The 21,710-nt window shown below is 65.3% G+C and carries 19 protein-coding genes, 1 tRNA gene and 2 pseudogenes; 18 read left to right on the forward strand and 4 right to left on the reverse strand.

Going from position 1 to position 21,710, the window contains the following annotated elements:
- Positions 1-117: 117 nt before the first annotated feature.
- Both G6N10_RS16530 and G6N10_RS16535 read left to right on the forward strand, forming a co-directional pair.
- Positions 118-342 carry a hypothetical protein gene (locus tag G6N10_RS16530; protein WP_163742549.1) on the forward strand — a complete coding sequence of 75 codons (225 nt, stop codon included), beginning with the start codon at positions 118-120 and terminating at the stop codon, positions 340-342.
- Positions 339-945: pseudogene (locus G6N10_RS16535) on the forward strand (pyridoxal-phosphate dependent enzyme); the annotation flags it as partial. The gene G6N10_RS16530 and the pseudogene G6N10_RS16535, both read left to right, overlap by 4 nt.
- Before the next feature lie 41 nt (positions 946-986).
- On the opposite strand, the gene G6N10_RS16540 reads toward G6N10_RS16535, so the two are convergent.
- The gene (locus G6N10_RS16540) at positions 987-2,303 is read right to left on the reverse strand and encodes an IS256 family transposase (protein ID WP_011896149.1); all 1,317 of its coding nucleotides are present in this window, start codon (positions 2,301-2,303) and stop codon (positions 987-989) included.
- Positions 2,304-2,453: 150 nt separating this feature from the next.
- On the opposite strand from G6N10_RS16540, the pseudogene G6N10_RS20510 reads away from it, so the two are divergent.
- From G6N10_RS20510 to G6N10_RS16595, 12 genes and pseudogenes are all read left to right on the forward strand, one after another.
- Positions 2,454-2,795, forward strand: a pseudogene (locus G6N10_RS20510) (hypothetical protein); the annotation flags it as partial.
- A gap of 970 nt (positions 2,796-3,765) precedes the next feature.
- Entirely contained in the window at positions 3,766-5,289 is a 1,524-nt protein-coding gene (locus tag G6N10_RS16550; protein ID WP_085099983.1) for a multicopper oxidase family protein, read from the forward strand.
- 639 nt (positions 5,290-5,928) lie between these two features.
- On the forward strand, positions 5,929-6,345 hold the full coding sequence (gene lpqS / locus G6N10_RS20795; RefSeq protein WP_133055186.1) for a putative copper homeostasis (lipo)protein LpqS: 417 nt from the start codon (positions 5,929-5,931) through the stop codon (positions 6,343-6,345).
- A gap of 111 nt (positions 6,346-6,456) precedes the next feature.
- Complete coding sequence (locus G6N10_RS16555) at positions 6,457-7,566, forward strand: PLP-dependent cysteine synthase family protein (RefSeq protein WP_085099980.1); 1,110 nt, start codon at positions 6,457-6,459, stop codon at positions 7,564-7,566.
- Positions 7,563-8,825, forward strand: coding sequence for an MFS transporter (locus G6N10_RS16560; protein ID WP_407663992.1), 1,263 nt, complete (start codon positions 7,563-7,565; stop codon positions 8,823-8,825). Before G6N10_RS16555 ends, G6N10_RS16560 begins: the two co-directional genes overlap by 4 nt.
- A gap of 244 nt (positions 8,826-9,069) precedes the next feature.
- Positions 9,070-9,456 (forward strand): BlaI/MecI/CopY family transcriptional regulator, encoded by a 387-nt coding sequence (locus tag G6N10_RS16565; RefSeq protein ID WP_085099974.1) that lies wholly within the window; start codon positions 9,070-9,072, stop codon positions 9,454-9,456.
- Positions 9,453-10,394 carry a M56 family metallopeptidase gene (locus tag G6N10_RS16570; RefSeq protein ID WP_085099971.1) on the forward strand — a complete coding sequence of 314 codons (942 nt, stop codon included), beginning with the start codon at positions 9,453-9,455 and terminating at the stop codon, positions 10,392-10,394. The genes G6N10_RS16565 and G6N10_RS16570 overlap by 4 nt, the downstream gene beginning before the upstream one ends.
- A gap of 435 nt (positions 10,395-10,829) precedes the next feature.
- Positions 10,830-13,061, forward strand: coding sequence for a heavy metal translocating P-type ATPase (locus G6N10_RS16575; protein ID WP_085099968.1), 2,232 nt, complete (start codon positions 10,830-10,832; stop codon positions 13,059-13,061).
- Positions 13,062-13,194: 133 nt separating this feature from the next.
- Entirely contained in the window at positions 13,195-13,899 is a 705-nt protein-coding gene (locus G6N10_RS16580) for a F510_1955 family glycosylhydrolase (protein ID WP_308206007.1), read from the forward strand.
- 169 nt (positions 13,900-14,068) lie between these two features.
- Positions 14,069-14,584 carry a YncE family protein gene (locus tag G6N10_RS16585; protein WP_179962846.1) on the forward strand — a complete coding sequence of 172 codons (516 nt, stop codon included), beginning with the start codon at positions 14,069-14,071 and terminating at the stop codon, positions 14,582-14,584.
- Positions 14,585-14,643: 59 nt separating this feature from the next.
- Positions 14,644-15,783 (forward strand): tyrosine-type recombinase/integrase, encoded by a 1,140-nt coding sequence (locus G6N10_RS16590; RefSeq protein WP_085099962.1) that lies wholly within the window; start codon positions 14,644-14,646, stop codon positions 15,781-15,783.
- Positions 15,784-15,812: 29 nt separating this feature from the next.
- Positions 15,813-16,775, forward strand: a complete 963-nt coding sequence (locus G6N10_RS16595; protein WP_234810672.1) for a recombinase — start codon at positions 15,813-15,815, stop codon at positions 16,773-16,775.
- Positions 16,776-16,811: 36 nt separating this feature from the next.
- Here G6N10_RS16595 and G6N10_RS16600 read toward each other — a convergent pair whose 3' ends face one another.
- The 3 genes from G6N10_RS16600 to G6N10_RS16610 form a co-directional block, all read right to left on the reverse strand.
- Positions 16,812-17,027, reverse strand: coding sequence for a hypothetical protein (locus G6N10_RS16600; RefSeq protein WP_085099959.1), 216 nt, complete (start codon positions 17,025-17,027; stop codon positions 16,812-16,814).
- 50 nt (positions 17,028-17,077) lie between these two features.
- The gene (locus tag G6N10_RS16605; RefSeq protein ID WP_085099954.1) at positions 17,078-17,311 is read right to left on the reverse strand and encodes a hypothetical protein; all 234 of its coding nucleotides are present in this window, start codon (positions 17,309-17,311) and stop codon (positions 17,078-17,080) included.
- Positions 17,312-17,412: 101 nt separating this feature from the next.
- Positions 17,413-17,498, reverse strand: a tRNA-Ser gene (locus G6N10_RS16610).
- A gap of 331 nt (positions 17,499-17,829) precedes the next feature.
- On the opposite strand from G6N10_RS16610, the gene istA reads away from it, so the two are divergent.
- Genes istA through G6N10_RS16630 form a run of 4 tightly spaced genes read left to right on the forward strand, consistent with a single transcriptional unit; the run spans position 17,830 to position 21,176 of the window.
- Positions 17,830-19,428, forward strand: coding sequence for an IS21 family transposase (gene istA, locus G6N10_RS16615; RefSeq protein WP_109750620.1), 1,599 nt, complete (start codon positions 17,830-17,832; stop codon positions 19,426-19,428).
- Positions 19,425-20,213, forward strand: a complete 789-nt coding sequence (gene istB / locus G6N10_RS16620) for an IS21-like element helper ATPase IstB (protein WP_085099947.1) — start codon at positions 19,425-19,427, stop codon at positions 20,211-20,213. The genes istA and istB overlap by 4 nt, the downstream gene beginning before the upstream one ends.
- A gap of 41 nt (positions 20,214-20,254) precedes the next feature.
- Complete coding sequence (locus G6N10_RS16625; RefSeq protein WP_085099944.1) at positions 20,255-20,833, forward strand: hypothetical protein; 579 nt, start codon at positions 20,255-20,257, stop codon at positions 20,831-20,833.
- Between the two features lie 58 nt (positions 20,834-20,891).
- Positions 20,892-21,176 carry a DUF3024 domain-containing protein gene (locus tag G6N10_RS16630; RefSeq protein ID WP_234810671.1) on the forward strand — a complete coding sequence of 95 codons (285 nt, stop codon included), beginning with the start codon at positions 20,892-20,894 and terminating at the stop codon, positions 21,174-21,176.
- The last annotated feature ends 534 nt before the right edge of the window (positions 21,177-21,710 follow it).

Here is a 21,710-nt window from a genome sequence, read left to right on the forward strand (position 1 = left end):
ACCTTCACCAAATCTTTACTCAACCTGCACCGAATCAGCGGGTGGGCCCCGCCGTGGATTACGCGAGGAGGGCGGATCGACATGTTGCCGTACTGGATACGCGGGCGCCACGCTGGCATGGCTTGGGATGACTGGCTGCTGACTACCGGCATGCTGGTCGGGTTTTGGCTGGCGGTCACCGCGATGACCATTGCGCTGTTCGGCACGGTTTCTGGCGAACGCCCAACCGGCATCGTGGCTTCGTCGGCACCAGGCGGGGAGGTCGACGTTGCCGACACAGCCCACCCGGACCGGCGACACCGCCCGGCCGCGGTGATTGATAAGGAATCGACGATCACATGAGTCATGTCGTGTCTATCCCCACACCGGAACTGCACGCACCGCACTACCGCGGCCTCGACCGCTACGAACGGCCCGAGAACCTTGTCGGGCGTACCCCAGTCCTGCGGATCTCTGAGCCGTTCAGTTCCGCCGACCGGGGATTCTGGACCAAGCTGGAAGGGTTCAATCCCGGGGGGCTGAAGGATCGCCCAGCCCTGCACATGGTCGAGCGCGCCCCGCGCGTAATGACCTGCGCCCGGGTGCGCACATTATCGAATTCACGAGCGGCACCTTGGGTTTAGGGCCTGCCCTGGCCGGAATCGTCTACCGCCATCCGGTGACTCTGGTTACCGATCCGGGTATGGAGCCCATGATCGTGTGGATGCTGCGCGCCTACGGCGCCGACGTCGACATGGGTTACCGACCCGCACCCGACCGGCGGCTGGCAGCAGGCACGCAACGACCGGTGTCGCTGAGCTGATGGCCGGCGACCCCGACGCATGGCAACCCGACCAGTACAACAACCTCAACAATGTTGATACGTATCGGCCACTGGCGTTGGAAGTGCAAACTCAGTGGGGACAAGTCGATGTGTTGGTGTGCTCGGTTGGCACCGTGCCGCACATTGCGACAGAGAAATTGTCAATACCTGTGGATCGGGTTGTTCAGGCGACCTCCGTTCCGGGTTGTTCGGCGCCGTCGGTGGGCGGCTGTGTTGGGGTGATCTCGGTGGGGCGTTCGAGCAGCTTTCCCTTGTGGAAGACCGCGCCGGCGCGGACCAAAGCGACCAGGTGTGGGGCGTTGACGGCGCGCCAGCGGGCCGCGGCGGCGTCGATGAGCTTGTAGGCCATAGCCAGTCCGGCCGCGCGTGATCCCGGGCCTTTGGTGACCTTGGTGCGCAAACGCACTGTGGCGAAGGTGCTTTCGATCGGATTCGTGGTGCGTAGGTGAATCCAATGTTCGGCCGGGTAGTGGTAGAACTCCAGCAGGGTGTCCAGATCGTCGGTGATCTTGGCGACCGCTTTAGGATACTTGGCCCCGAAGTCGACCTCGAAGGCTTTGACCGCGAGCTGGGCCTTGTCGATATCCTCGGCGTTGTAGATCTCCTTGATCGCCGCCAACGCCGACGGGTGCGCTGATTTCGGCAGCGCGGCAAGAACATTAGCCTGCTTATGAAACCAGCACCGCTGCTCTTTGGTGGCCGGGAACACCTCACGCACCGCGTTCCAGAACCCGAGTGCGCCATCGCCGACCGCGAGCACCGGGGCGGTCATGCCGCGTCGCTTGCAGTCGCGCAGCAGATCAGCCCACGACTCGGTCGATTCGCGGTAGCCGTCGGTGATCGCCACCAGTTCTTTGCGGCCGTCAGCGCGCACACCCAGCATCACCAGCAAGCACAGCTTTTCCTGGTCCAGGCGGACCTTGAGGTGGATGCCGTCCACCCACAGGTAGACGTAATCGGTGCCCGACAGGTCCCGGGCGGCGAACGCGCGGGCCTCATCTTGCCACTGACTGGTCAGCCGGGTGATCGTGGTGGCCGACAACCCGGCACCCGAGCCCAGAAACTGCTCCAGGGCCGGCCCGAAATCACTGGTCGACAGCCCGTGCAGATACAAAAGCGGCAGCACCTCGCTCATCTGCGGTGACTTGCGCGCCCACGCCGGCAGGATCGCCGAGGAAAACCGTTTCCGCTCACCAGTGTCGGGGTCGACGCGTTTGTCGTTGACTCGTGGAGCTTTCACCTGCACCGCACCGGCTGCGGTCAACACCTCACGTGGCTGGTGGTAGCCGTTGCGCACCACCAGCCGGTGCCCGTTGTCGTCGAGCTGATCGGCGTACTGGGCCACATACGCGGCGACCTCGGCCTGCAACGCCGCGGCCAGCATTTGCCGGGCACCGTCGCGGACGATCTCGTCCAACAACGAGCGCCCAGAGGCCTCGTGGCCGTTGGCGTCCTCGGCGTCGTGAACTACGGTGAGCATGGGCGTACCTTCCCGAACCAGCGCGCCAACGCCGGCTCATGATCGGACCTACTGACTTTCAGATCATCCTCGGGAAGGTGCGCCCACTTTCACGCCCCCATCCCGAGGCTCATCCACAGGTTCTGATCATTGCTCCATTGCGACTGCCAGCACGCCACCGGCGGATGGAGCGCCGGCGCGGTCGCACTGGTCGCGGGCCGGGCTGCGCGCACCTTCACCGTCGGCACGACGAGCGCCGCGATGTTCCCCGACGGACCCAGCACTTCGACATGTCTACCACGACGACTACTGCCGCCCCCACGATCTTTTGCTCACATCGCCACCGCGCGAGCCTGCGGTGATCGACCATCCACCCAGCGAGTAGTTACATCGTGGACCCGCTGCGAGATCGTCGTTGATCCGGCGCTCACCGGAGGTGAGGTCCGCGGCACCGCGGCGCACTCATCCTCACCCGGACCTTTGGCCCGACCGTCTCAGTGTTCAAACCGCTGACGTTGGCTATGTCTGCCCTGCTGCGAAGTAGTGATACCGCCGGAAGGCGGTAGGCGCGACCGCAATCGGTTTCGTGGGAGTGTCTTCCATCCGGCGGTACATGGTTATCTTGCCGCCGAGTTTCTCGGGGTTTTGGCTGAGGAAACAGAGTCGTTGCAGTTCAGCGTGAGCCGGTATTCAGGTTCAACGATCCGGTAACGATGTCGTGGACGTCGCAACTGTCCAGCCTGCCCCGGAACTACCTCATGATTAGTTCTTAACGACGTTGGACGTGAAACGTTGGTCACCTTGCATTCACTTAGGGGCAGACGGCTGCCGAGTCGGGACGCCACTACTGCCGTGCTGCCTAACTTCGCGATAGCCGCCGCGGCATCGGCATAGGTCTGGCCTACCAAGTCAGGCGCCGCCGCCGCGACCGGGGGCGACAACATTAAACTACTTCCCGCCACGACGACGGCTATCGCCCTCGCGATGGCAATATTCACTTTCACGGTGGGCGCATCCTCCTCGTAGGTGGCATTTCAGCAACGAGTTATGAAAACTGGTGCGGGCCATTTCTTCTCGGCACCCGTCCGTCTCGTCTCAGTCACTGTCTGGGTTCGACCGTGTACTGCGATGTCGGCGTAACGGATGGAGGTCGCGTGAAGACTTGCTTAAGATGCGGTTGAGATGCCTGACATACGTGGCTCCCCTGACGATTTCGTCCGTAGTGAAGCGCTTCGCCCATCAGTTCTTGAACGAATCTTCATTCGATATTGATGGATTCGCGGCGGTTCGAGGGGGACGATAAGACCGTGAGGAAGTCGAGTCGGCGCACGCGAGTCACCAGTGGCGTTGGGATGTTTGGATATCGAGCGCAGTATCGCAGGAGCGGGTTGCCCGGTAACCGACATGTGAGCGGCTCGCTGAGCCAGCGGTGCCCGAACCGGTGTCGGGAACCGGTATCGGTCGCCGCGCGGGAGGGCGAATGATGGGGGACCTGGCGGCGTCGTTCGGCGGTGAGCTGAGCAGACGGAGGTTTCTTGGCGTCAGCGCCGCAGCGGGCCTGGTGTTGGCGGGATGTGCCAGCCGAACCGACGGCACCGTGCCGGATCCGGTGGCGATTGCCGAATCGCGTCGCCCGCACAGTGGCCGTACCGTCAACGCGACACTGAGCGCCCAGCGCACCCGGGCTGACATCGGCGGGGTGATGGCCGAGACGCTGTCCTACAACGACACCGTGCCCGGGCCGCTGCTGAGGGCCAGTGTGGGCGATGAGGTGGCGGTCACCGTGCGTAACCGATTAAACGAGCCGACGTCGGTGCACTGGCACGGCATTGCGCTGCGCAACGATATGGATGGTGCCGCTCCGGCGACCCCCGACATCGACGCCGGGCAGGATTTCACCTACCGGTTCTCGGTGCCCCACCCGGGCACCTATTGGGCGCATCCGCACACCGGCCTGCAAGCGGACACCGGCCTATATCTACCGGTGATCGTCGACGACCCCGCGGAGCCCGGAGACTACGATGCCGAATGGGTTGTGATGCTTGACGACTGGACCGACGGCATCGGATCGAGCCCTCGGCAAATTTATGAAGGGCTGCTCACCATGTCCGGGTCTGCCCACCACATGCCCGGGACCGGTGATATGGACGACATGGCCGCATCCGCGGTTCCCGGGATGGGCGGCACCCGCGGCAGTGAACTGCTCGGTGGCGACGCCGGTGATGTCACCTATCCGTATTACCTGGCGAATGGCCGCATTCCGGGAGCGGCGAGCACATTTCGCGTTAAGCCCGGTCAGCGGGTTCGTATTCGCTTGATCAACGCCGGCTCCGATACCGCGTTTCGGGTGGCGTTGACTGGCCACCGGATGACGGTCACCCATACCGATGGGTTCCCGGTGGCCCCGGCCGAGTTCGATGCGGTGCTGATCGGGATGGGGGAGCGCTATGACGTGGTCGTCACCGCCGGTGATGGGGTCTTCGCCCTTGTCGCGGCCGCGGAAGGCAAGAACTCGGTGGCTCGTGCCCTGCTGGTGACCGGGTCTGGTGCACCTGCTGCAGCGGATTTCCGGCCGGCCGAGTTGTCGGGTCGCGTCGGTACGGTCGCGCAGTTGAGCGCGGCGTCCGCCGTGGCGCTGCCGAACCGCACGGCTGACTTGGCGCTGCCCGCCGACTTGGGTGGGTCAATGAGCCCCTACGCCTGGACGATCAACGGCCGGCCCTTCGCCACCACCGATCCGCTAGCTGTGCAGCAAGGCCAGCGTGTCGCACTGACGTTTAGCAACATGTCGATGATGTGGCATCCGATGCACCTACATGGCCACACTTTCGAAGTCGTGACCCCCGACGGGCGACCCGGGGCCCGCAAGGACACCGTCAATGTGCTTCCCATGCAAAAGCTGACGGTGATCTTTGATGCCGACAATCCAGGGGTGTGGATGCTGCATTGCCATAACACGTATCACCAGGAGGCAGGCATGATGACTAGCCTGAACTACAGCACTTGATCCCTCGACACCGAGCCCCAGCGGCCCACCGGCCAGAGAACTGCCCTGGACATCGTGGATCGCAACGCGGGACTGCCAACGCGCATGTGCCACGCGAGAGCGACACTGCCGGGCCCGGATCCGGCGTTGCGGTTCGCCAGATCGGCCAGCAGCTGGCCACGCTGTCCAAAGCGCCGCGGTGGAGTGTAATTGTTAGCTACCCGCGGGGTCCGGGAGAGACAGTCGGACGATTCAACCGTCGCCGATTACATCGGGGGTCGACTAAGAACCAGTCGATCCGCTCACGTCAATTCGGTGATTCGCGTTACATGCCGCGGGCTGTAACGGTGAGTCACAACTCATCACAAACCGATACACACCGTTGCCGATCCCAAGTTGACCTTGATGCGCGCCAATCGGTCACACTGTGTACGTACGCAAATAGTACTTCAAGCAGGCGCGATGCTCACGCGTGTGTCGCTGGCAGTCGAGGTTCAGGTCAGAATTTGGTGGGACACAGAATGATTGCAGTCGCGACAACATGACATCGAGCACTGCGGCCGGTGGGCACAGGCGTCGGTATCGCGGCCCGGTAACAACACGGCCGCAACTTCGCGCCACAGCTGTGGCGTGGTTGTGCGCTGTTACAGTGGAGAAATTGTGAACTACCACGGCTTGCGCACCACCTCATGGCTGCGCCGACTGGCCGGTTTCGTGCTGGTGTCGTGGGTGCTGGTAGTTGTCGCCACCGAGTGTGGTGTTCCGTGTTTGGATGCACCGGCCCCGACCAGCCCGCACGCTCATGCCTCCTCCCTTGTCCATCAGTTTGCTGATGTCGTTGATCACCCGCACGCCGATGACGGGTCTATGGCGCACGCGCAGCTGAACCTCACCGCCGGAGCGCTGCCCCGCGTCACCACATTGGCTATGGCGCTCGGGCTGGCCTTCGTCGTGGCTTTGGCGCTGGGCGGGTGGGGGACTGCTGTAGGTGTATCGATGCGCGGTCCGCCCCGCCGGGGCCCGTCAGTTCTCTCAGGTCGAGCTATTTTGACTCGTTTTTGCGTCATACGCAGCTGACTGGGCGCGACTGGCCCGGTCCGCCGCACGGGGCCGGGTCACCGACCGCCCAATCACCCACAGCCGTAGCGCTTCTCAAGCGCGGCTTCGACGCAGAAACGACCCAAACCCATGAACCATGACCTATCCGTACACACACCTGACCCGTCTGCCTCACGAAAGCCAGCACTGGGCCGCTGTCACCGGCCTGCCACCCTGGTCGGCCACACCCCGGTGTTGTGGATCGATGCCCCTTTCAGTTCTGGCGCGCGCGGATTTTGGGCCAAACTCGAGGGTTTCAACCCCGGCGGGATGAAAGATCGTCCGGCGATGCACATGGTGCAACAGGCCCTGGCCCGCGGTGATCTACGCCCTGGTGGCCGCATCGTGGAATCCACCAGCGGAACCCTGGGCTTGGGCCTGGCGCTGGCCGGCACGGCATATGGCCATCCGGTGACGCTGGTTGCCGACCCCGGTATGGAACCGATTGTCCAACGCATGCTCACCGCCTACGGTGGGAAAGTGGATCTGGTGGCCGAACCGCACCCACAGGGCGGCTGGCAGCAGGCCCGACGCGACCGCGTCGCCGAGATCTTGGCAGGGAATCCCAACGCCTGGTATCCCGATCAGTACAACAACCCCGACAATGTCGACGCATATCGGGGATTGGCGCTGGAAATGCAGGCACAGCTCGGGACCATTGACGTGTTGGTCTGCTCGGTAGGCACCGGCGGACATTCGGCCGGTGTGGCGCGCGTGCTGCGCGAATTCAATCCCGACTTGCAGTTGATCGGCGTCGACGCCATCGGTTCGACGATTTTCGGCCAGCCCGCAACCACGCGGTTGATGCGCGGACTGGGCTCCAGCATCTACCCCCGCAACGTGGACTACGACGCATTCACCGAGGTCCACTGGGTGGCACCGGCTGAGGCGGTGTGGGCATGTCGCGCCTTGGCGGCCACCCACTACGCCAGCGGCGGGTGGAGTGTGGGAGCGGTAGCGTTGGTGGCCGGTTGGGCAGCGCGAACCTACCCGAAGGGTACGACCATTGCCGCGGTGTTTCCCGATGGTCCGCAACGATACTTCGACACCGTCTACAACGACGACTACTGCCGGACCCACGGACTCCTCGAAGGCCCACCGGGACTAGAGCCAGCGGTCGTTGGCGGCCCGACCGAGCGCGTCGTGCAGTCATGGACGCGGTGTGCGCGCGTGCATGACCCAGCTGTGGTGGCACTGTGAAGGCCTTCGCCGCACAGTTCGGTAGCTTCGGCTGGCCGAGCCGACTTTTGATGATCAACCAGTTCGGCATCAATCTGGGTTTCTACATGTTGATGCCCTATTTGGCGGGGTATCTGGCCGGTCCTCTGGGATTGGCCGCGTGGGCGGTCGGCATGGTGTTGGGGGTGCGCAATTTCTCCCAACAGGGCATGTTCATCGTAGGCGGCACTCTGGCTGACCGCTTGGGCTACAAGCCACTGATCGTGGCCGGATGCCTACTACGTACCGGCGGCTTCGGTTTGTTGGTCGTGGCCGAATCATTGCCAATGGTGCTCATCGCCTCAGCGGCAACAGGTTTCGCCGGGGCGCTGTTCAACCCGGCAGTACGGGCCTACCTCGCAGCTGATTCCGGTGAGCGCCGTGTTGAGGCGTTCGCCGTGTTCAACATCTTCTACCAGGCGGGCATCCTGGCAGGACCGCTGGTGGGCCTGGCGTTGATGATGTTCGACTTTCGGACGACCGCCGCAGCCGCGGCAGTGGTGTTCGCACTGCTGACCATTGCTCAGCTGTTCGCCCTACCGCAACACAGCGCCGCCGATGAACCGAAGAAGACCTCGGTGCTCGACGACTGGCGCGCCGTGGCGGCCAACCGGTCGTTTCTGCTGTTCGCAGTGGCGATGGTCGGTTGCTACGTGCTGTCTTTCCAGGTGTATCTCGCACTGCCCTTGCACGCCGCCATCTTGGCGCCGGACGCCCAATCGGTCTTGGTTGCCGCAATCTTTGTAGTATCCGGAGTCATCGCAGTGGGTGGGCAATTGCGCATTACCCGCATCTTGCGCGCGCGGTGGAGTCCAGGGCGATCCCTGATGATCGGAATGCTGGTTTTAGCCGCCGCGTTCGCGCCCCTTGCCGTCATACCCACCCCTGAACGTTTCGGTCTGGCCGCAGCCGTCATTGCAATACTGGCCGCGGCCGCACTACTGGCGGTCGGATCCGCAGCAGTGTTTCCCTTCGAGATGGACACCGTAGTGTCGCTTTCCCGAAACCGTTTGGTGGCAACCCATTACGGCTTCTATAACACCATTGTCGGTGTCGGCATACTGGTCGGCAACCTGGCCACCGGGGCGCTCATGCAGACCGCACGCGACGCCGGGGCGCCCGAGCTGATCTGGATCACACTGGGTCTGATCGGCGGGCTCACGGCGTTGGCGCTGTTCTACCTCGACCGCAGCGGCCGGTTGCGGCCGGTTGCGGCCGAAATAGCCGCCGAACCCGATTAGCGATGTAAAGCGCGCGGCCCCCTTGTGCAGTGAAAACAGCAGCACCCACGCCGACCTATGCACACATCGTGCCCCGTGCTCTAACTATCCTGCGCTGAACCAGCAGCGCGCCATGGCTGCACGGACCGCTACGTCAGACCGCAGCGGATCGATTGGCCGCCGCTGCGACCAATCGGCCTGTCGAATGGTGGGTGCGTGGCGAGGGGACGGTAGGCTATGCCGTCAAACAGTGGAGGTTCTAGCGGTGCGGGTGCGTGGTTTCGGCCAGTTGGAAGCGGTCATCATGGATCGCGTGTGGAACTACGGTCCCGATGCGGCAGTGACCGTGCGCGATATCTTCGACGAACTGACCTCTGAACGGCGAATCGCCTACACCACGGTGATGTCGACGATGGACAATCTGCACACCAAAGGGTGGCTGGCGCGCGAACGCGACGGGCGGGCCTACCGCTATTGGGCAACACTGACACGCGAACAGCACACCGCGCGACTGATGCACGAGGCGCTCAAGGGCGGCGGACGTTCCGACGTGGTACTCAGCCACTTCATCGAACAGATCGGGTCTAAGGAATCTGAGCGATTGCGCGCTGCGCTGCGTCGGGTGCCAAAGAAACCGCCGAGTAAACGGTGAGCCTCGCCGCCTGCCTGCTGCTGTACAGCATTGCAGTGTGCCTCATCGGCCCGCCGATGCTGCGCCAGCTGACTCGCGCAGGTCACGCTCCGCGCTGCGGTGTCGCCGCGTGGCTGGTCGCAGTTGCCAGTGTTCTGATCAGCTGGTTCGCGGCCGCATTGCTGACCGTGGCAGAGCTGCTCACCGGTGGTGGGCACCACACCGGTGTGCTGGCGTCCTGTTTTGCGTTCGTGTGCGATGTGGTCTTCGGACACGCCGGTCGCATCCCCCAGATACTGCTGCTTGCCGCTGCAGCAGGCGGTGTCATGGCAGTGTCGGTAGCCACGGTCCGATTGGTGAAAGGTTTTGTGGGCCTGCGGGTTCGCACACGTGAGCATGCCGAGGCGGTGCGGCTGGTCGGGCACTCCGCCAGCGATGACGGCGTCTTTGTTGTCGATTCCAGCGAGCGGGTCGCCTACTGCGTGTCAGGGCGGCCGCCGGTCATCGTGGTGACCACCGGCACCCTGGCCGCCCTCGACGCCGACCAACTCGACGCCGTGCTGGCCCACGAACGCGCGCATCTGACCGGCCGCCATCACCTAGTGCTGGCGGCGCTGCACAGCGTTGCCACCGTCTTCCCCAAGCTCACGCTGATGACGCAGGGTGCCACCGAGGTGTCGAGGATGCTGGAGATGTGCGCCGATGATGCCGCAGCTCGTCGCTTCGGTCGCGACACCCTGCTCTCGGGGTTGATGTCTCTGGCCGGGGTGGCGGCGCCGGCCGGAGCAATGGGGGCAGCCGGCGTAGCAACACTGAGCCGCGCCGAACGTCTGGCGGTCCCCGCAACACCGCCGATGCGGATACGCGCTCGGGCGGCGTTGATCAGCGCATCGACGATGATCGCCGGCGGCCCGTTGGTCACTTTTACGCTTATGGCCACAGGCACGCTGGTGTGCTGAGACCTCAAGCCGCCAGAAGACTGACGTGTGAACGTGGTCCTTAGCCTCAGCGACCGAAAACTGCTCGAAATGGACATCGCCGCGCCAAATGACCCGTCCGTTGGACACCCGACTGAGCACGACCCCTCAGATTCCGCAGCGTGTTCGACAGCATGGATACCGCGCTGCCCGCGAACATGATTCGGCTCCGCACGGGCTGGTGTCGCCTTGAATTTCCGAGCGCGAGCCCGGGCTAGTACACGATTGACTTGATCTTGTGCCGATGATGCCACCAACCAAGCTGATCGGGCCGCGTCCTGAAATTTTGACTAACGGCCCGCTGTCGTACTATGTCGGTCAGTAGAAGTTGACGGTAACCATTTCAAGTCTTCGAAGCGTGCGGGGTTCAGTGATGATGACCCGATCAACCCCGCCTACTTGCTGTCAGGAGTTGTGATGTCCGACCCGGAGCAGGGACACGCCGGCCACCAGCCGGGATCCGCCGAACACGAGCACGCCACCCAGACACAGAGCCCAGCGCCCAGCGCCCAAGATCCTCACGCCGGTCACGGGGAGCATCTGGCCCACGTCGGACACGACGCCGATGCCGGGCACGCGGGCCATGATCGACATGCCGGACACGGCGCGCACGGCGAGATGTTCCGCCGCCGGTTCTGGGTCAGCCTTGTTCTGTCGGTGCCGGTGGTGGTGTTCAGCCACATGATCGCCGAGCTGTTCGGCTACACACTGCCGGACTTTCCCGGTATGTCGTGGATCGCCCCGATTCTGGGCACGGTGATCTTCTTCTACGGCGGCATGCCGTTTCTCACCGGCGGCTGGGCCGAGCTGAAGTCCCGCCGTCCCGGGATGATGCTTCTGATCGGGATGGCGATCAGCGTCGCGTTCATCGCCTCCTGGGTCACCACCCTGGGGGTCGGGGGCTTCAACCTGGACTTCTGGTGGGAGCTGGCGCTGCTGATCGTCATCATGCTGCTGGGGCATTGGCTGGAGATGCGAGCCCTGGGTTCCGCATCGGGGGCACTCGACGCGCTGGCCGCGATGCTGCCCGACACCGCCGAGAAGGTCACCGACGACGGAGTCCGTGAGGTCGCTGTCTCGGAGCTGGATCTAGGTGATGTCGTGCTGGTGCGCGCCGGTGCCCGGGTGCCGGCCGATGGCGCGGTCACCGACGGCCGCGCCGAGGTAGACGAATCAATGATCACCGGTGAGTCCAAGCCGGTGACCCGACAGGTCGGCGACACCGTGGTGGCCGGCACCGTCGCCACCGACAGCGCCCTGCGGGTTCAGATCACCGCGGTCGGCGACGACACCGCCCTGGCCGGCATTCAGCGGATGGTCGCCGCCGCGCAAGCTTCCTCGTCACGGGCGCAGGCGCTCGCCGACAAAGCCGCAGCCTTCCTGTTTTATTTTGCGACCGGCGCGGGCATCATCACCTTTTTGGTGTGGGCGCTGCTGCTCGGGAATCTCGATGAGGCGGTGGTCCGCACCGTCACCGTGCTGGTCATCGCGTGCCCGCATGCCCTCGGATTGGCGATCCCGCTGGTCATCGCGATCTCCACCGAACGCGCCGCCCGGGCCGGGGTGCTGGTCAAAGACCGGCTGGCGCTGGAGCGGATGCGCACCGTCGACGTGGTGCTCTTCGATAAGACCGGCACCCTGACCGAGGGGCGGCATCGGGTCACCGGCGTCGTCGCCACGACCGGGATCAGTGAGGAGCAGTTGCTCGCGCTGGCAGCGGCGGTCGAGTCCGACAGTGAGCATCCGGTGGCCCGCGCCATCGTGGCCGCGGCGCAATCGCGCGTGCCGTTCAGTGAGCGGGTCGTCGCTTCGGATTTCCGGTCGCTGCCCGGTCGCGGCGTGCGGGCCAGGGTCGACGGGCTGGACGTTTCGGTCGGTGGCCCGGCGATGCTGGCCGACCTGCGACTGCCGGTCCCCGAAGGTGTCAGCGCGGTGACCCGCGGGTGGGTGCAGCGCGGCGCCTCGGTGCTGCATATTGCCCGCGATGGTCATGTGCTGGGCGCGGTGGCGCTCGAGGATGCCGTTCGGGAGGAATCGCGTCAGGCAATCGACGCCCTGCACGCCCGAAACGTCAAGGTGGCCTTGATCACCGGCGATGCCCAACAGGTCGCCGACGCGGTCGCTGCCGATCTGGGCATCGATGAGGTGTTCGCCGAGGTGCTGCCCGAACATAAGGACGCGAAGGTCGCCGAACTGCAGAACCGTGGGCACCGAGTGGCGATGGTCGGCGATGGGGTCAACGACGCGCCGGCGTTGGCCCGCGCCGAGGTCGGTGTGGCCATCGGTGCCGGTACCGACGTCGCGATCGAGTCTGCTGGAGTGGTGCTGGCGGCCAACGATCCGCGGGCGGTGTTATCGATCATCGAACTTTCGCACGCCAGCTACCGCAAGATGTGGCAGAACCTGGTGTGGGCGACCGGATACAACATCATTGCCGTGCCGTTGGCCGCTGGTGTGCTGGCCCCGATCGGGGTGGTGCTGCCGCCGGCTGCAGCCGCAGTGCTGATGTCGATCTCGACGATCGTCGTCGCGCTCAATGCCCAGTTGTTGCGCCGCCTCGATCTGGACCCCGCCCGCTTGGCCAGCTCCCGACAGGCCACTGGCCGCACCTGCGCGAGCAGAGACGCCGTAGTGAATACCCATGGCTAGATGGTCCTTTCGTGGCTGGGCGGGTGCCGTCATCGCGGTCACGGTGGTGATGCTGGGGGCCTGCACTAGCCCGCCACCGTCGGCGCCGACTCTGCAAGAGCCGGCATCCAGTGTGTCCCCGTCGGCACCTAGTGTGGCTTTGACGCCGGCGCTCGACCATGTGCACGGTCTGCATCTCGACGCGCAGGGGACGGTGTTGGCCGGCACCCACACCGGCTTGGTAGCGATCGACACCGCCGGTCGCACCGCACGCATCGGGGAATCCGACGACGACTTCATGGGGTTGACTGGAGTGCCGGGGACCGACCACCTGTTTGCTTCCGGACATCCTGGAGCGTCGAGCTCGATGCCCAACCCGTTGGGGTTGATCGAAAGCACCGATGGTGGGCGTAGCTGGGCGGCGAAGTCGCTGACCGGCGAAGTCGACTTTCACGCCCTGGCCACCGATGGCGAGGTTCTCGTCGGCTTCGACGGACGAACAGGCCTGTTGATCTCCACCAACGCCGGCATGGACTGGACCGCCGGCGCCGCATTGGCCGCCGCCGCCCTCGCCGTCACCGACACCGGAATATTGGCGCTCACCCGCAATGGACTGCAGCGCAGCACCGACACCGGGCACACCTTCACCGCCGTAGTCGATGCCCCGAGCCTGGCGTTGTTGTCCGCGGCAAAAAGCGGATCCTTGTGGGGGGTCGATACGGACGGCACTACGTGGCGCAGCAGAACCGGCCAGGTGTGGGAGCAGCGCGCGGCTGTCGGGCGGGTTGAAGCACTGTTAGCCATCGACTACGACACCGCCTACGCCGCAAACGCCCAAGAGTTCTACACGTTGGACTGAAAGCGGTCGTTGCTGTCTAGCACGCCCGTCGGCGCCTTGAGCGAGAGATCGGCGCCACGATCGCACCCCGCATCTACGTAAGTAGATAGTATGTCCGTAGGCGGACGGCACGGTGTCGGTGTACCGGGCAGGTGACCTGCAGCCGATTGGGCAGATTACTGTTGGCGGGATGCCGCATGGTCTGCGGCCCTCGGCCGACGGCTCGATCGTCGTGATCGCCAACACCACGGAGGGCGCACTGGACGTGATCGACCCCGCAACTGACACGGTATTGGGTTCTGTTCCGGTGGGCGCGAATCCAGCCCAGGTGGCGGTCACGGCGGACGGGCGGTTCGCGTATGCCGGAATCACCGATCCGTCCGCGGTCGTCAAGGTGGATCTGGACGCCTACACGGTGGTCGCCGCCGCTCCGGTCCCCAGCGACCCCGTGCAGGTGTATCTGACACCCGATGAGGCCACCGTCATATCGGCTGATCAGGGCACCCGCGATGAACCAGGCAGCACGGCGTCGTCGATCGATACCGCGACAATGACGGTCCGCAGCACCGCGACCACTGGTTCAGGACCACACGGTGTGGTCGTGGATACCGCTGGAACGCGGGCATGGGCGACGGCTTCGACAACACACCAGGACGTGACAGTTCCACCTCAGCCGAGTGCTCGACCCGAAATGGCAGCGCGGTGAGGAGGATTGCCGTTGTGCGGCACTGCTCGCCTGTCTGGCGATACCGATAAGCTGCGTGGATGCCGTCACCCGCCGTCCGCGCGGCCGGTCCGGACACGGAGCTGGATCGGCGCACACAGGACAGGATCCTGCGCGCTGCGGCGGCTGCGCAGTCCCCGGGAACACGACGGGCTTACGACAGCGGGTGGCGCCGCTTCGAGAACTGGTGCACCCGCCAGGGGCATCAATCATTGCCTGCCGCACCGGCTGTGGTCGCCGCGTATCTCGTCGACGCCGCAGACACCGTTGACAGTGACGGCCGGCACTCTTACGCCCCAGCGACGTTGAGCAAGTGGGTTGCCGCGATCTCCGACCGCCACCGCCGAGCGGGCGCCGACACCGTGCCGACGCAGCATCCCGTGGTGCTGTCGACAATCGCCGGCATCCGGCGTGAGTACGCCGCCGCGGGGGACCGTCCCCGCTCCCCGAGAGCACCGCTGCTCACCGAGGACGTCCTGAGCATCGTCTCCGCTGCTCGCGAACAGGTGCTCGGGTGGCCAGACGCCGTGCATGAGCGCCGAGATACGGCTCTGCTGCTGATGGGCTTCACCGGCGCCTTTCGCCGCAGCGAGCTGGTCGGGCTTACTGGAGCCGACGTGGTCCTGCACCCCCTCGACGGCGTCCACGTCCACATCCGCCGCTCCAAGACCGACCAGGAAGGGCAGGGGCGGGTACACGCCCTGCCCCGCGCCGAGGACCCGAGACGCTGCCCGCCGTGCGCGTTCGCCCGCTGGGCGCAGGTGGTCGCAGCTTTCGACGACGGCGGACGCTCGGCGGTGATCGCGCTGCTTTCGGGGGAGGACTGCGGCTTGGTCGTTCACGTGTGCCAATCGCCGGGGCAGCGTGAAATCCGAGCCGGCCGTGCGATTTTCCGGGCCATCGCGCAGAACGGGAATCTGTCGGAGACGGCCATGTCGGGGGCCGCGGTGCACGCCGCGATCCGCCGCCGCGCTGCCCGAGCCGGCTTCCCGGCATCCGCGGTGGCTCGACTGGGCGCGCACAGTCTGCGTTCCGGGTTCGTGACGCAGGCGTTCCGCAACGGTGCCGATGCGCACGCGATCATGCGCCAAACCGCCCACCGAACCCCGGCCATGGTGGAGCGCTACGCCCGGGAAGAGGCGCCGTTGGTCGGCAACGCTGTCACGTCCCTGGGACTATGACGGCCCCCGCGGATTCACGCAGTCGCGCTGTGTGGCAGCTGTTCACCGACTGGTGCACGGCACTGGGTCACCGCGCGCTTCCAGCCGACCCGACGGTGCTGGCGCAATTCATCGCCGCCAACTACGCCGCGGAGGGAACCCAGCGGCGCCGGGTCGGCGTCGTCAACGCGGTTCACCGACGATCCGGGCATCCCGAGCCGGGACGAGCCGAGACTGTCCGACAGCTGATCGATGCCCGCCGCGGTGTGAAAGCAGAGATGCGTGGCGCTGCCGCCGCCGAGGTGATCAGCCGCCTACCTGAAATTGGTTGGCCTACCGCGCTGTTCGCCCGCCGTGACGCGATGCTTCTCGCGCTGGCGGCCGCCGCGGTTCCCCTGCAGGCCATCGCTGAACTACGTGCCGGTGATGTCCAGGCCGACATGCTCAGTGACTGCCTGGTCATCACAGCAAACGGGGTAACGTTCAGAACGCCGGCCAGTTTGGCGCAGGGGGATGTATCGCCGAGGAAGGTTCTCGCACAGTGGCTGCGGGTCCGTGGCATTCAGCACCACATCCCTAGCCCGCGCTGGCTGGCCGCCTACCTGCGGGGCGAACCGGTGCCTCCGGTCGGTGCGGTGCCCGATGAGCTGGCGATGCTGACGCCGATCGACCGCTGGGGAGCGACGCCGTGGCTGCCCACACCGCTGCGTCCGGCCTCGGTGTCGCACATCGTGAACTCACACCTCAACGGCTGGGCCAGACCGCACCCGGCGATCACCGGAACACCCGAACGTGACCCGATATCACCCGCACTGCCCGAGCCGCCAGCGGAGGCCGCACTACTTGATCCCGCCAGCTTCACACGTGGAGTGGCCGCCCGGCGCCGCGCGGCGGGGGTGCTTGGCGGTGTGACCGATGTGCTTGACGACGTCGAGAGTCGCGCTGACCGGATCCTCGGGGACCTACTACGTCTACTCGAGGACCCCGGCCTTTCGGAGCAGCGCCGAGGATGACGCCGAAGCCGGGGACGTGACACTGCGGGGCCGGCGCTAGTTGTCCTCGAGTATCCGCACGCCGTATCCGGTGTGGCTGGTGTCGGCGCAGCCGTATCCGGCCGCCGCGACGGCGCTGAGGATGTCCTGCTCCTCTTCGCCGAGCTTGCGGAGCTCGGTGATCGCGTGCTGTTCGGCGGCTTGCCGACTGGGGTGCGCCGACCGGCCGAAATACTCACCGTTGCTGATCTTCTGGAATTCACAGATGAACATGCAGCGGACGGTGACACGCACAGCGCCAGCCACCACTGCGTGGCGCGACCCTACCCGGACAGCTCCGCGCAGGTGCTGCGGTACTGCTCGCGCCAGTGTTTGCCGATCCGGTCGTCGAGCTCACCGCTATGTGGGCGCAGTCGGTTCCAGGCGGTGTTCGCGTCGTCCCACGCGACGCCATGAGACGCCAGCAGGTCTCGCGCGTCGAAGTTGGAATGTGCTGCACGGTCGGCTTCCTCACGGAAGCGGCGCAGTACGTGGTCGGAAAGCGGGTCGCGGCGCACAGATTGTCCTGTCGGGAGAGGGGCAGCGGTTTGGCTGCAACGAGAGTGCGGTCCGTCGCGTAAACCGGCTATGCGCGGCGCGCACAGTGTGTGATGCGGCGCGGAGACGGCGGGACTCGAACCCGCGGCCGACATGTGTCGACTACGCCTTAGCAAGGCGCTGCATTCGCCGCTCTGCCACGTCTCCAATGCTGTTGCGACACTGCGCAAGTAGTGCGGGGTAGGCCGCCGGGATCAGCGGTCAGCGACTTCGCGGCGGTTGCGCGCCAGCAACATCGTGGCGGCGTCGCTGACTCGCGAGGGAGTGGTGTGGCTGTGACAGCCTGATTTGGCCCCGGGTGGACGGTTGGGAATGGCTCCACCTGTGTGGTCGCGGTTGTGCCGTTGTGACGGTTTGATTTGGCCCCATCTTTACGACACTCCGCGTCGGTTATGACGACGTGAAGTGGCCCCACCTGACAGTGATCACGTGCGGTTCCGGATAGCCCGGATCGCTGGTGAGAGGTGGTGGCTGGAAAGTGAGGTCAAGGGTGGAGCAGTTCGCGGCGATCCGCCGGGATTATCGGGTTGAGGGTTTGTCGATCCGGGCGCTAGCCGATAAGTATCGGGTGCATCGACGCACGGTGCGCCAGGCGTTGGAATCGGCAGTGCCGCCGCCGCGCAAGACGGTGCAGCGGGTGGCGCCCCGGTTGGAGCCGTTCAAAGCGGCGATCGATGAGATGCTGCGTTCGGATCTGGATGCACCGAAGAAGCAACGCCACACCGCCCGAAGGGTTTTGGCGCGTCTGGTCGATGAACATGACGCGGATGGTTTGTCGTATTCGACGGTGCGCGACCACATCCGGAAACGTCGCCCGCAGGTCGCGGCGGAAGCGGGCCGGGCGCTGGAAGCAGGGTTCGTGCCTCAGACATATCGCCCAGGTGCCGAAGCCGAGGTCGACTTCCACGATCTGTGGGTGGTGCTGGCTGGGGTGAAGACCAAGACCGCGCTGTTCACGATGCGGTTATCGTTCTCGGGGCGCTCTGCGCATCGGGCGTTCGCGACCCAAGGCCAGGAGGCGTTCCTGGAAGGCCATGTCTATGGGTTCGACCGGCTCGGCGGCGTGCCGGTCGACAAGATCCGCTACGACAACCTCAACAGTGCGGTCAAGCAGGTGCTGTTCGGACGATCTCGTCAGGAAAACGAGCGTTGGATCGCCTTCCGGTCGCACTACGGTTTCGAAGCCTGGTACTGCCAGCCCGGTCACGACGGCAGCCACGAGAAAGGTGGTGTGGAGGGCGAGGGTGGCCGATTCCGGCGCAACCACTGCGTGCCGATGCCGGTGGTCGACTCCATTGACGAGCTCAACGCTGCGCTGGCCGCTGCTGATGACGCTGACGATCACCGTCGGATCGCCAACCGCGCCAACAGTGTTGGCCAGGACTGGGATCTGGAAAAGCTGGCACTGCAGCCGGTCACTGACGAGCCGTTTGATACGGCGTTGACGGTGACCCCGCGGGTGGATCGGTATGCCCAGATCATGGTGCGCTGCAATCAGTATTCGGTGCCGGCCCGGTTCATCGGGCACCGGCTGCGGGTGAAATTGTCGGCTTCCCACGTCACCGTCTATGACCGCGCTACCGTGGTGGCGCGGCATCCCCGCGCGGTCGGCAAGGGCACCAAAGTGCTGGACTTGGACCACTATCTGGAGATCCTGACCCGCAAACCCGGGGCGCTGCCCGGGGCCACCGCGTTGGCTCAGGCACGGGCAGCCAAGATGTTCACCACCGAACACGACGCCTGGTGGGCTGCCGCCCGAAAGGCCTATGGCGACGCCGCGGGCACCCGTGCTCTGGTGGAAGTGTTGCTGCTGCACCGACACTTGGATCGGGTAGATGTGTTGGCCGGCATCAGTGCAGCGCTGTCGGTGGGCTCGGCCAATGCTGATGTGGTGGCGCTGGAAGCCCGCAAGGCCGCCGAACGCCGCACCGGCGCTGACCGGCATCAGAACAGCTCCGATGTCGCGGCGCAGGCGCTCCTGCTTGCCCACCACCACCTCGGCGCCGCGATCGTCGATGAGCGTCCGCTGCCGTCGGTGGCCCCCTACGACACCTTGCTGGGCCGGCAGAGCTCATGAACGTCCCCCGTCGCACCGTCACCGACCAAGCCGCGGTCGCGGCGATCGAACAGGGTGCCCGCATGCTGCGACTGCCCACGATCCGCGACCGCTTCTCCGAGATCGCCGCCGCCGCCGAACGCGAACAACAGTCCTACCTGGGTTTCCTCTCGGAGCTGATGATCGCTGAATGCGAGGACCGCGACCGCCGTCGGGCGCAGCGCCGCATTCATGACGCCGGGTTTCCTCGGCTAAAACGGCTCGACGAGTTCACCTTTGAGGCCAACCCGGCAATCAACCCGGCGGTGATCGGAACCCTGGCCACCTGCGCCTGGGTCAAAGCCGGCGAACCATTGTGCTTGATCGGTGACTCCGGGACCGGCAAAAGCCACCTGCTGATCGGACTGGGAACCCTGGCCGCCGAGGCCGGCTACCGCGTCCGCTACACCCTGGCCAGCAAGCTGGTCAACGAGCTCGTCGAAGCCGCCGACGACGCCCAACTGAGTAAGTTGATCACCCGCTACGGCCGGGTCGATCTTCTGCTGATCGACGAGCTGGGCTACCTGCAATTAGACCGCCGCGGCGCGGAGTTGCTGTTCCAGGTCCTCACCGAACGCGAAGAACGCTCGGCGGTGGCGATCGCCTCCAACGAACCGTTCTCGGCGTGGACCAAAACCTTCACCGACCCACGGTTATGCGCGGCCATTGTCGACCGGTTGACCTTCGCCGGGCAGATCATCGAAACCGGCACCAGCTCATACCGACTGGCTCATGCCCGCAAACGACGCACCGCCAGCACAACCTGAAGCAGGCCGCCGCGCTACGTGGCCGATACAGTGACCAGGTCATGTTGGTCGCCGATCTGCAGCACTTCCTCGACCTGGGTCCCGAAGTCCCAGGCCCGGCACTCAAGCTCGCCGAGCACCTCACCAGCATCGCCGCCGCCGCTAGCGCCGGGGACGCCCACACCCCGTGGGAAACCGCCCTGCCGTGCCGGCGCCGACCCGCCAACCGCCGCTGCCCGGGCCGCATCATCGTGGTCTGCCCCGATCCTGATCAATCCATCGGCTGGCGCTGCAGTCACTGCGGTGACGACGGCACCATCAGCAACTGGGCCGGATCAATCTATGACCTGCGCCGCCAGCAGTTGACCGCGGCTCAACCACGCCACGTCATCATCATCGACGCTGACACCGCTGCGATCCTGAGAACCCTGCCCCTTCTCGACAATCACTGCCAGAGAGCAGTTTTCGCGATCCGCGGACTCAACGACGAGCTGCATCTCGCGCTGACCGACATTGAACTTGACGAACTGATCGACGCACTAGCTGCCGAATCCAACCACGAACCCAACCGGCGCCGCCAACGACAACTCGACACCGCCTACGATGTCCTGACCGCCGCCACCGACTCGCCCCGTTGGTGACCACATGGCCTTACCCCACCTCGATGTCGCACGCGTTCAACGGTGGTGTGACGCACGAGTGCCCGAGCACGCACTCCACCAGGTCCGCGTCGAATGCGAGGTCGCTGCCCGACACCTGACGATCCTCGAGCGGCGTGCGCCCTGGCGGGAAGACTACGGACCAGGCTGGACCAGCCTGCCGATCGCCCGGCTACGCTACACCGCCACCACCAACACCTGGATCCTCTACTGGCGAGACCGCAACCTCAAGTTTCATCGCTACGACCTAATCGAACCCACTCCGCACATCGAGGACTTGCTCACCGAGATCGACCGCAACCCCTCAGGCACCTTTTGGGGCTAACAGCCCGCACGCCCGGCCACTCCGACGTTCACCGAGTGGGGCCAAAACTAGCCGTCCCAGCGGGGCCACTTCAGGTTGACATTGCCAGTGGTGGCCGTTATCGCCGAAGTCTCCGTACTGATGACCTCTGATTAATGGGCCAGGGCCGCTGTCGATCTGGCTGTTGGCGTCGGCGCGTCGGAGATCGCCGTGGAGGGTTTCGCGGCACACGAGATGTATCAGCGGGTCGTCAAAGACGCGATTCGCCGGACTCAGACGCCGCACCCGATCCGCGTCACCACCTGGACTCCCAAGGGCAGCGGGCGCGGCGGCGATGCGATGGCCCGGTCGGCGGCGCTGCTTCAGGGCTTGGAGACCGGCACCACCCGCATCGCCGGGCACCTGCCCGACCTCGAACAAGCGGCGGTCACCTGGCAAGCCGGACAACACCAGCCCGACGACCTCGCAGCACTCTCGTGGCCCACGACGTGCTGGTGGGTGCACTCGACACCGAGCGGCGGATGCGCGATAGCCCGATCACGGAAATTCCCGAGT

Source organism: Mycolicibacterium fallax (genome assembly GCF_010726955.1).
GTDB lineage: Bacteria > Actinomycetota > Actinomycetes > Mycobacteriales > Mycobacteriaceae > Mycobacterium > Mycobacterium fallax.

What these genes read in the sequence shown, in the direction of transcription:
- G6N10_RS16530 (WP_163742549.1), top strand. Translation starts at nt 118, where the DNA reads ATGGCTTGGGATGACTGGCTGCTGACTACCGGCATGCTGGTCGGGTTT.
- G6N10_RS16540 (WP_011896149.1), bottom strand. Translation starts at nt 2,303, where the DNA reads ATGCTCACCGTAGTTCACGACGCCGAGGACGCCAACGGCCACGAGGCC.
- G6N10_RS16550 (WP_085099983.1), top strand. Translation starts at nt 3,766, where the DNA reads ATGGGGGACCTGGCGGCGTCGTTCGGCGGTGAGCTGAGCAGACGGAGG.
- G6N10_RS16555 (WP_085099980.1), top strand. Translation starts at nt 6,457, where the DNA reads ATGAACCATGACCTATCCGTACACACACCTGACCCGTCTGCCTCACGA.
- G6N10_RS16575 (WP_085099968.1), top strand. Translation starts at nt 10,830, where the DNA reads ATGTCCGACCCGGAGCAGGGACACGCCGGCCACCAGCCGGGATCCGCC.
- G6N10_RS16585 (WP_179962846.1), top strand. Translation starts at nt 14,069, where the DNA reads ATGCCGCATGGTCTGCGGCCCTCGGCCGACGGCTCGATCGTCGTGATC.
- G6N10_RS16590 (WP_085099962.1), top strand. Translation starts at nt 14,644, where the DNA reads ATGCCGTCACCCGCCGTCCGCGCGGCCGGTCCGGACACGGAGCTGGAT.
- G6N10_RS16600 (WP_085099959.1), bottom strand. Translation starts at nt 17,027, where the DNA reads ATGTTCATCTGTGAATTCCAGAAGATCAGCAACGGTGAGTATTTCGGC.
- istB (WP_085099947.1), top strand. Translation starts at nt 19,425, where the DNA reads ATGAACGTCCCCCGTCGCACCGTCACCGACCAAGCCGCGGTCGCGGCG.
- G6N10_RS16625 (WP_085099944.1), top strand. Translation starts at nt 20,255, where the DNA reads ATGTTGGTCGCCGATCTGCAGCACTTCCTCGACCTGGGTCCCGAAGTC.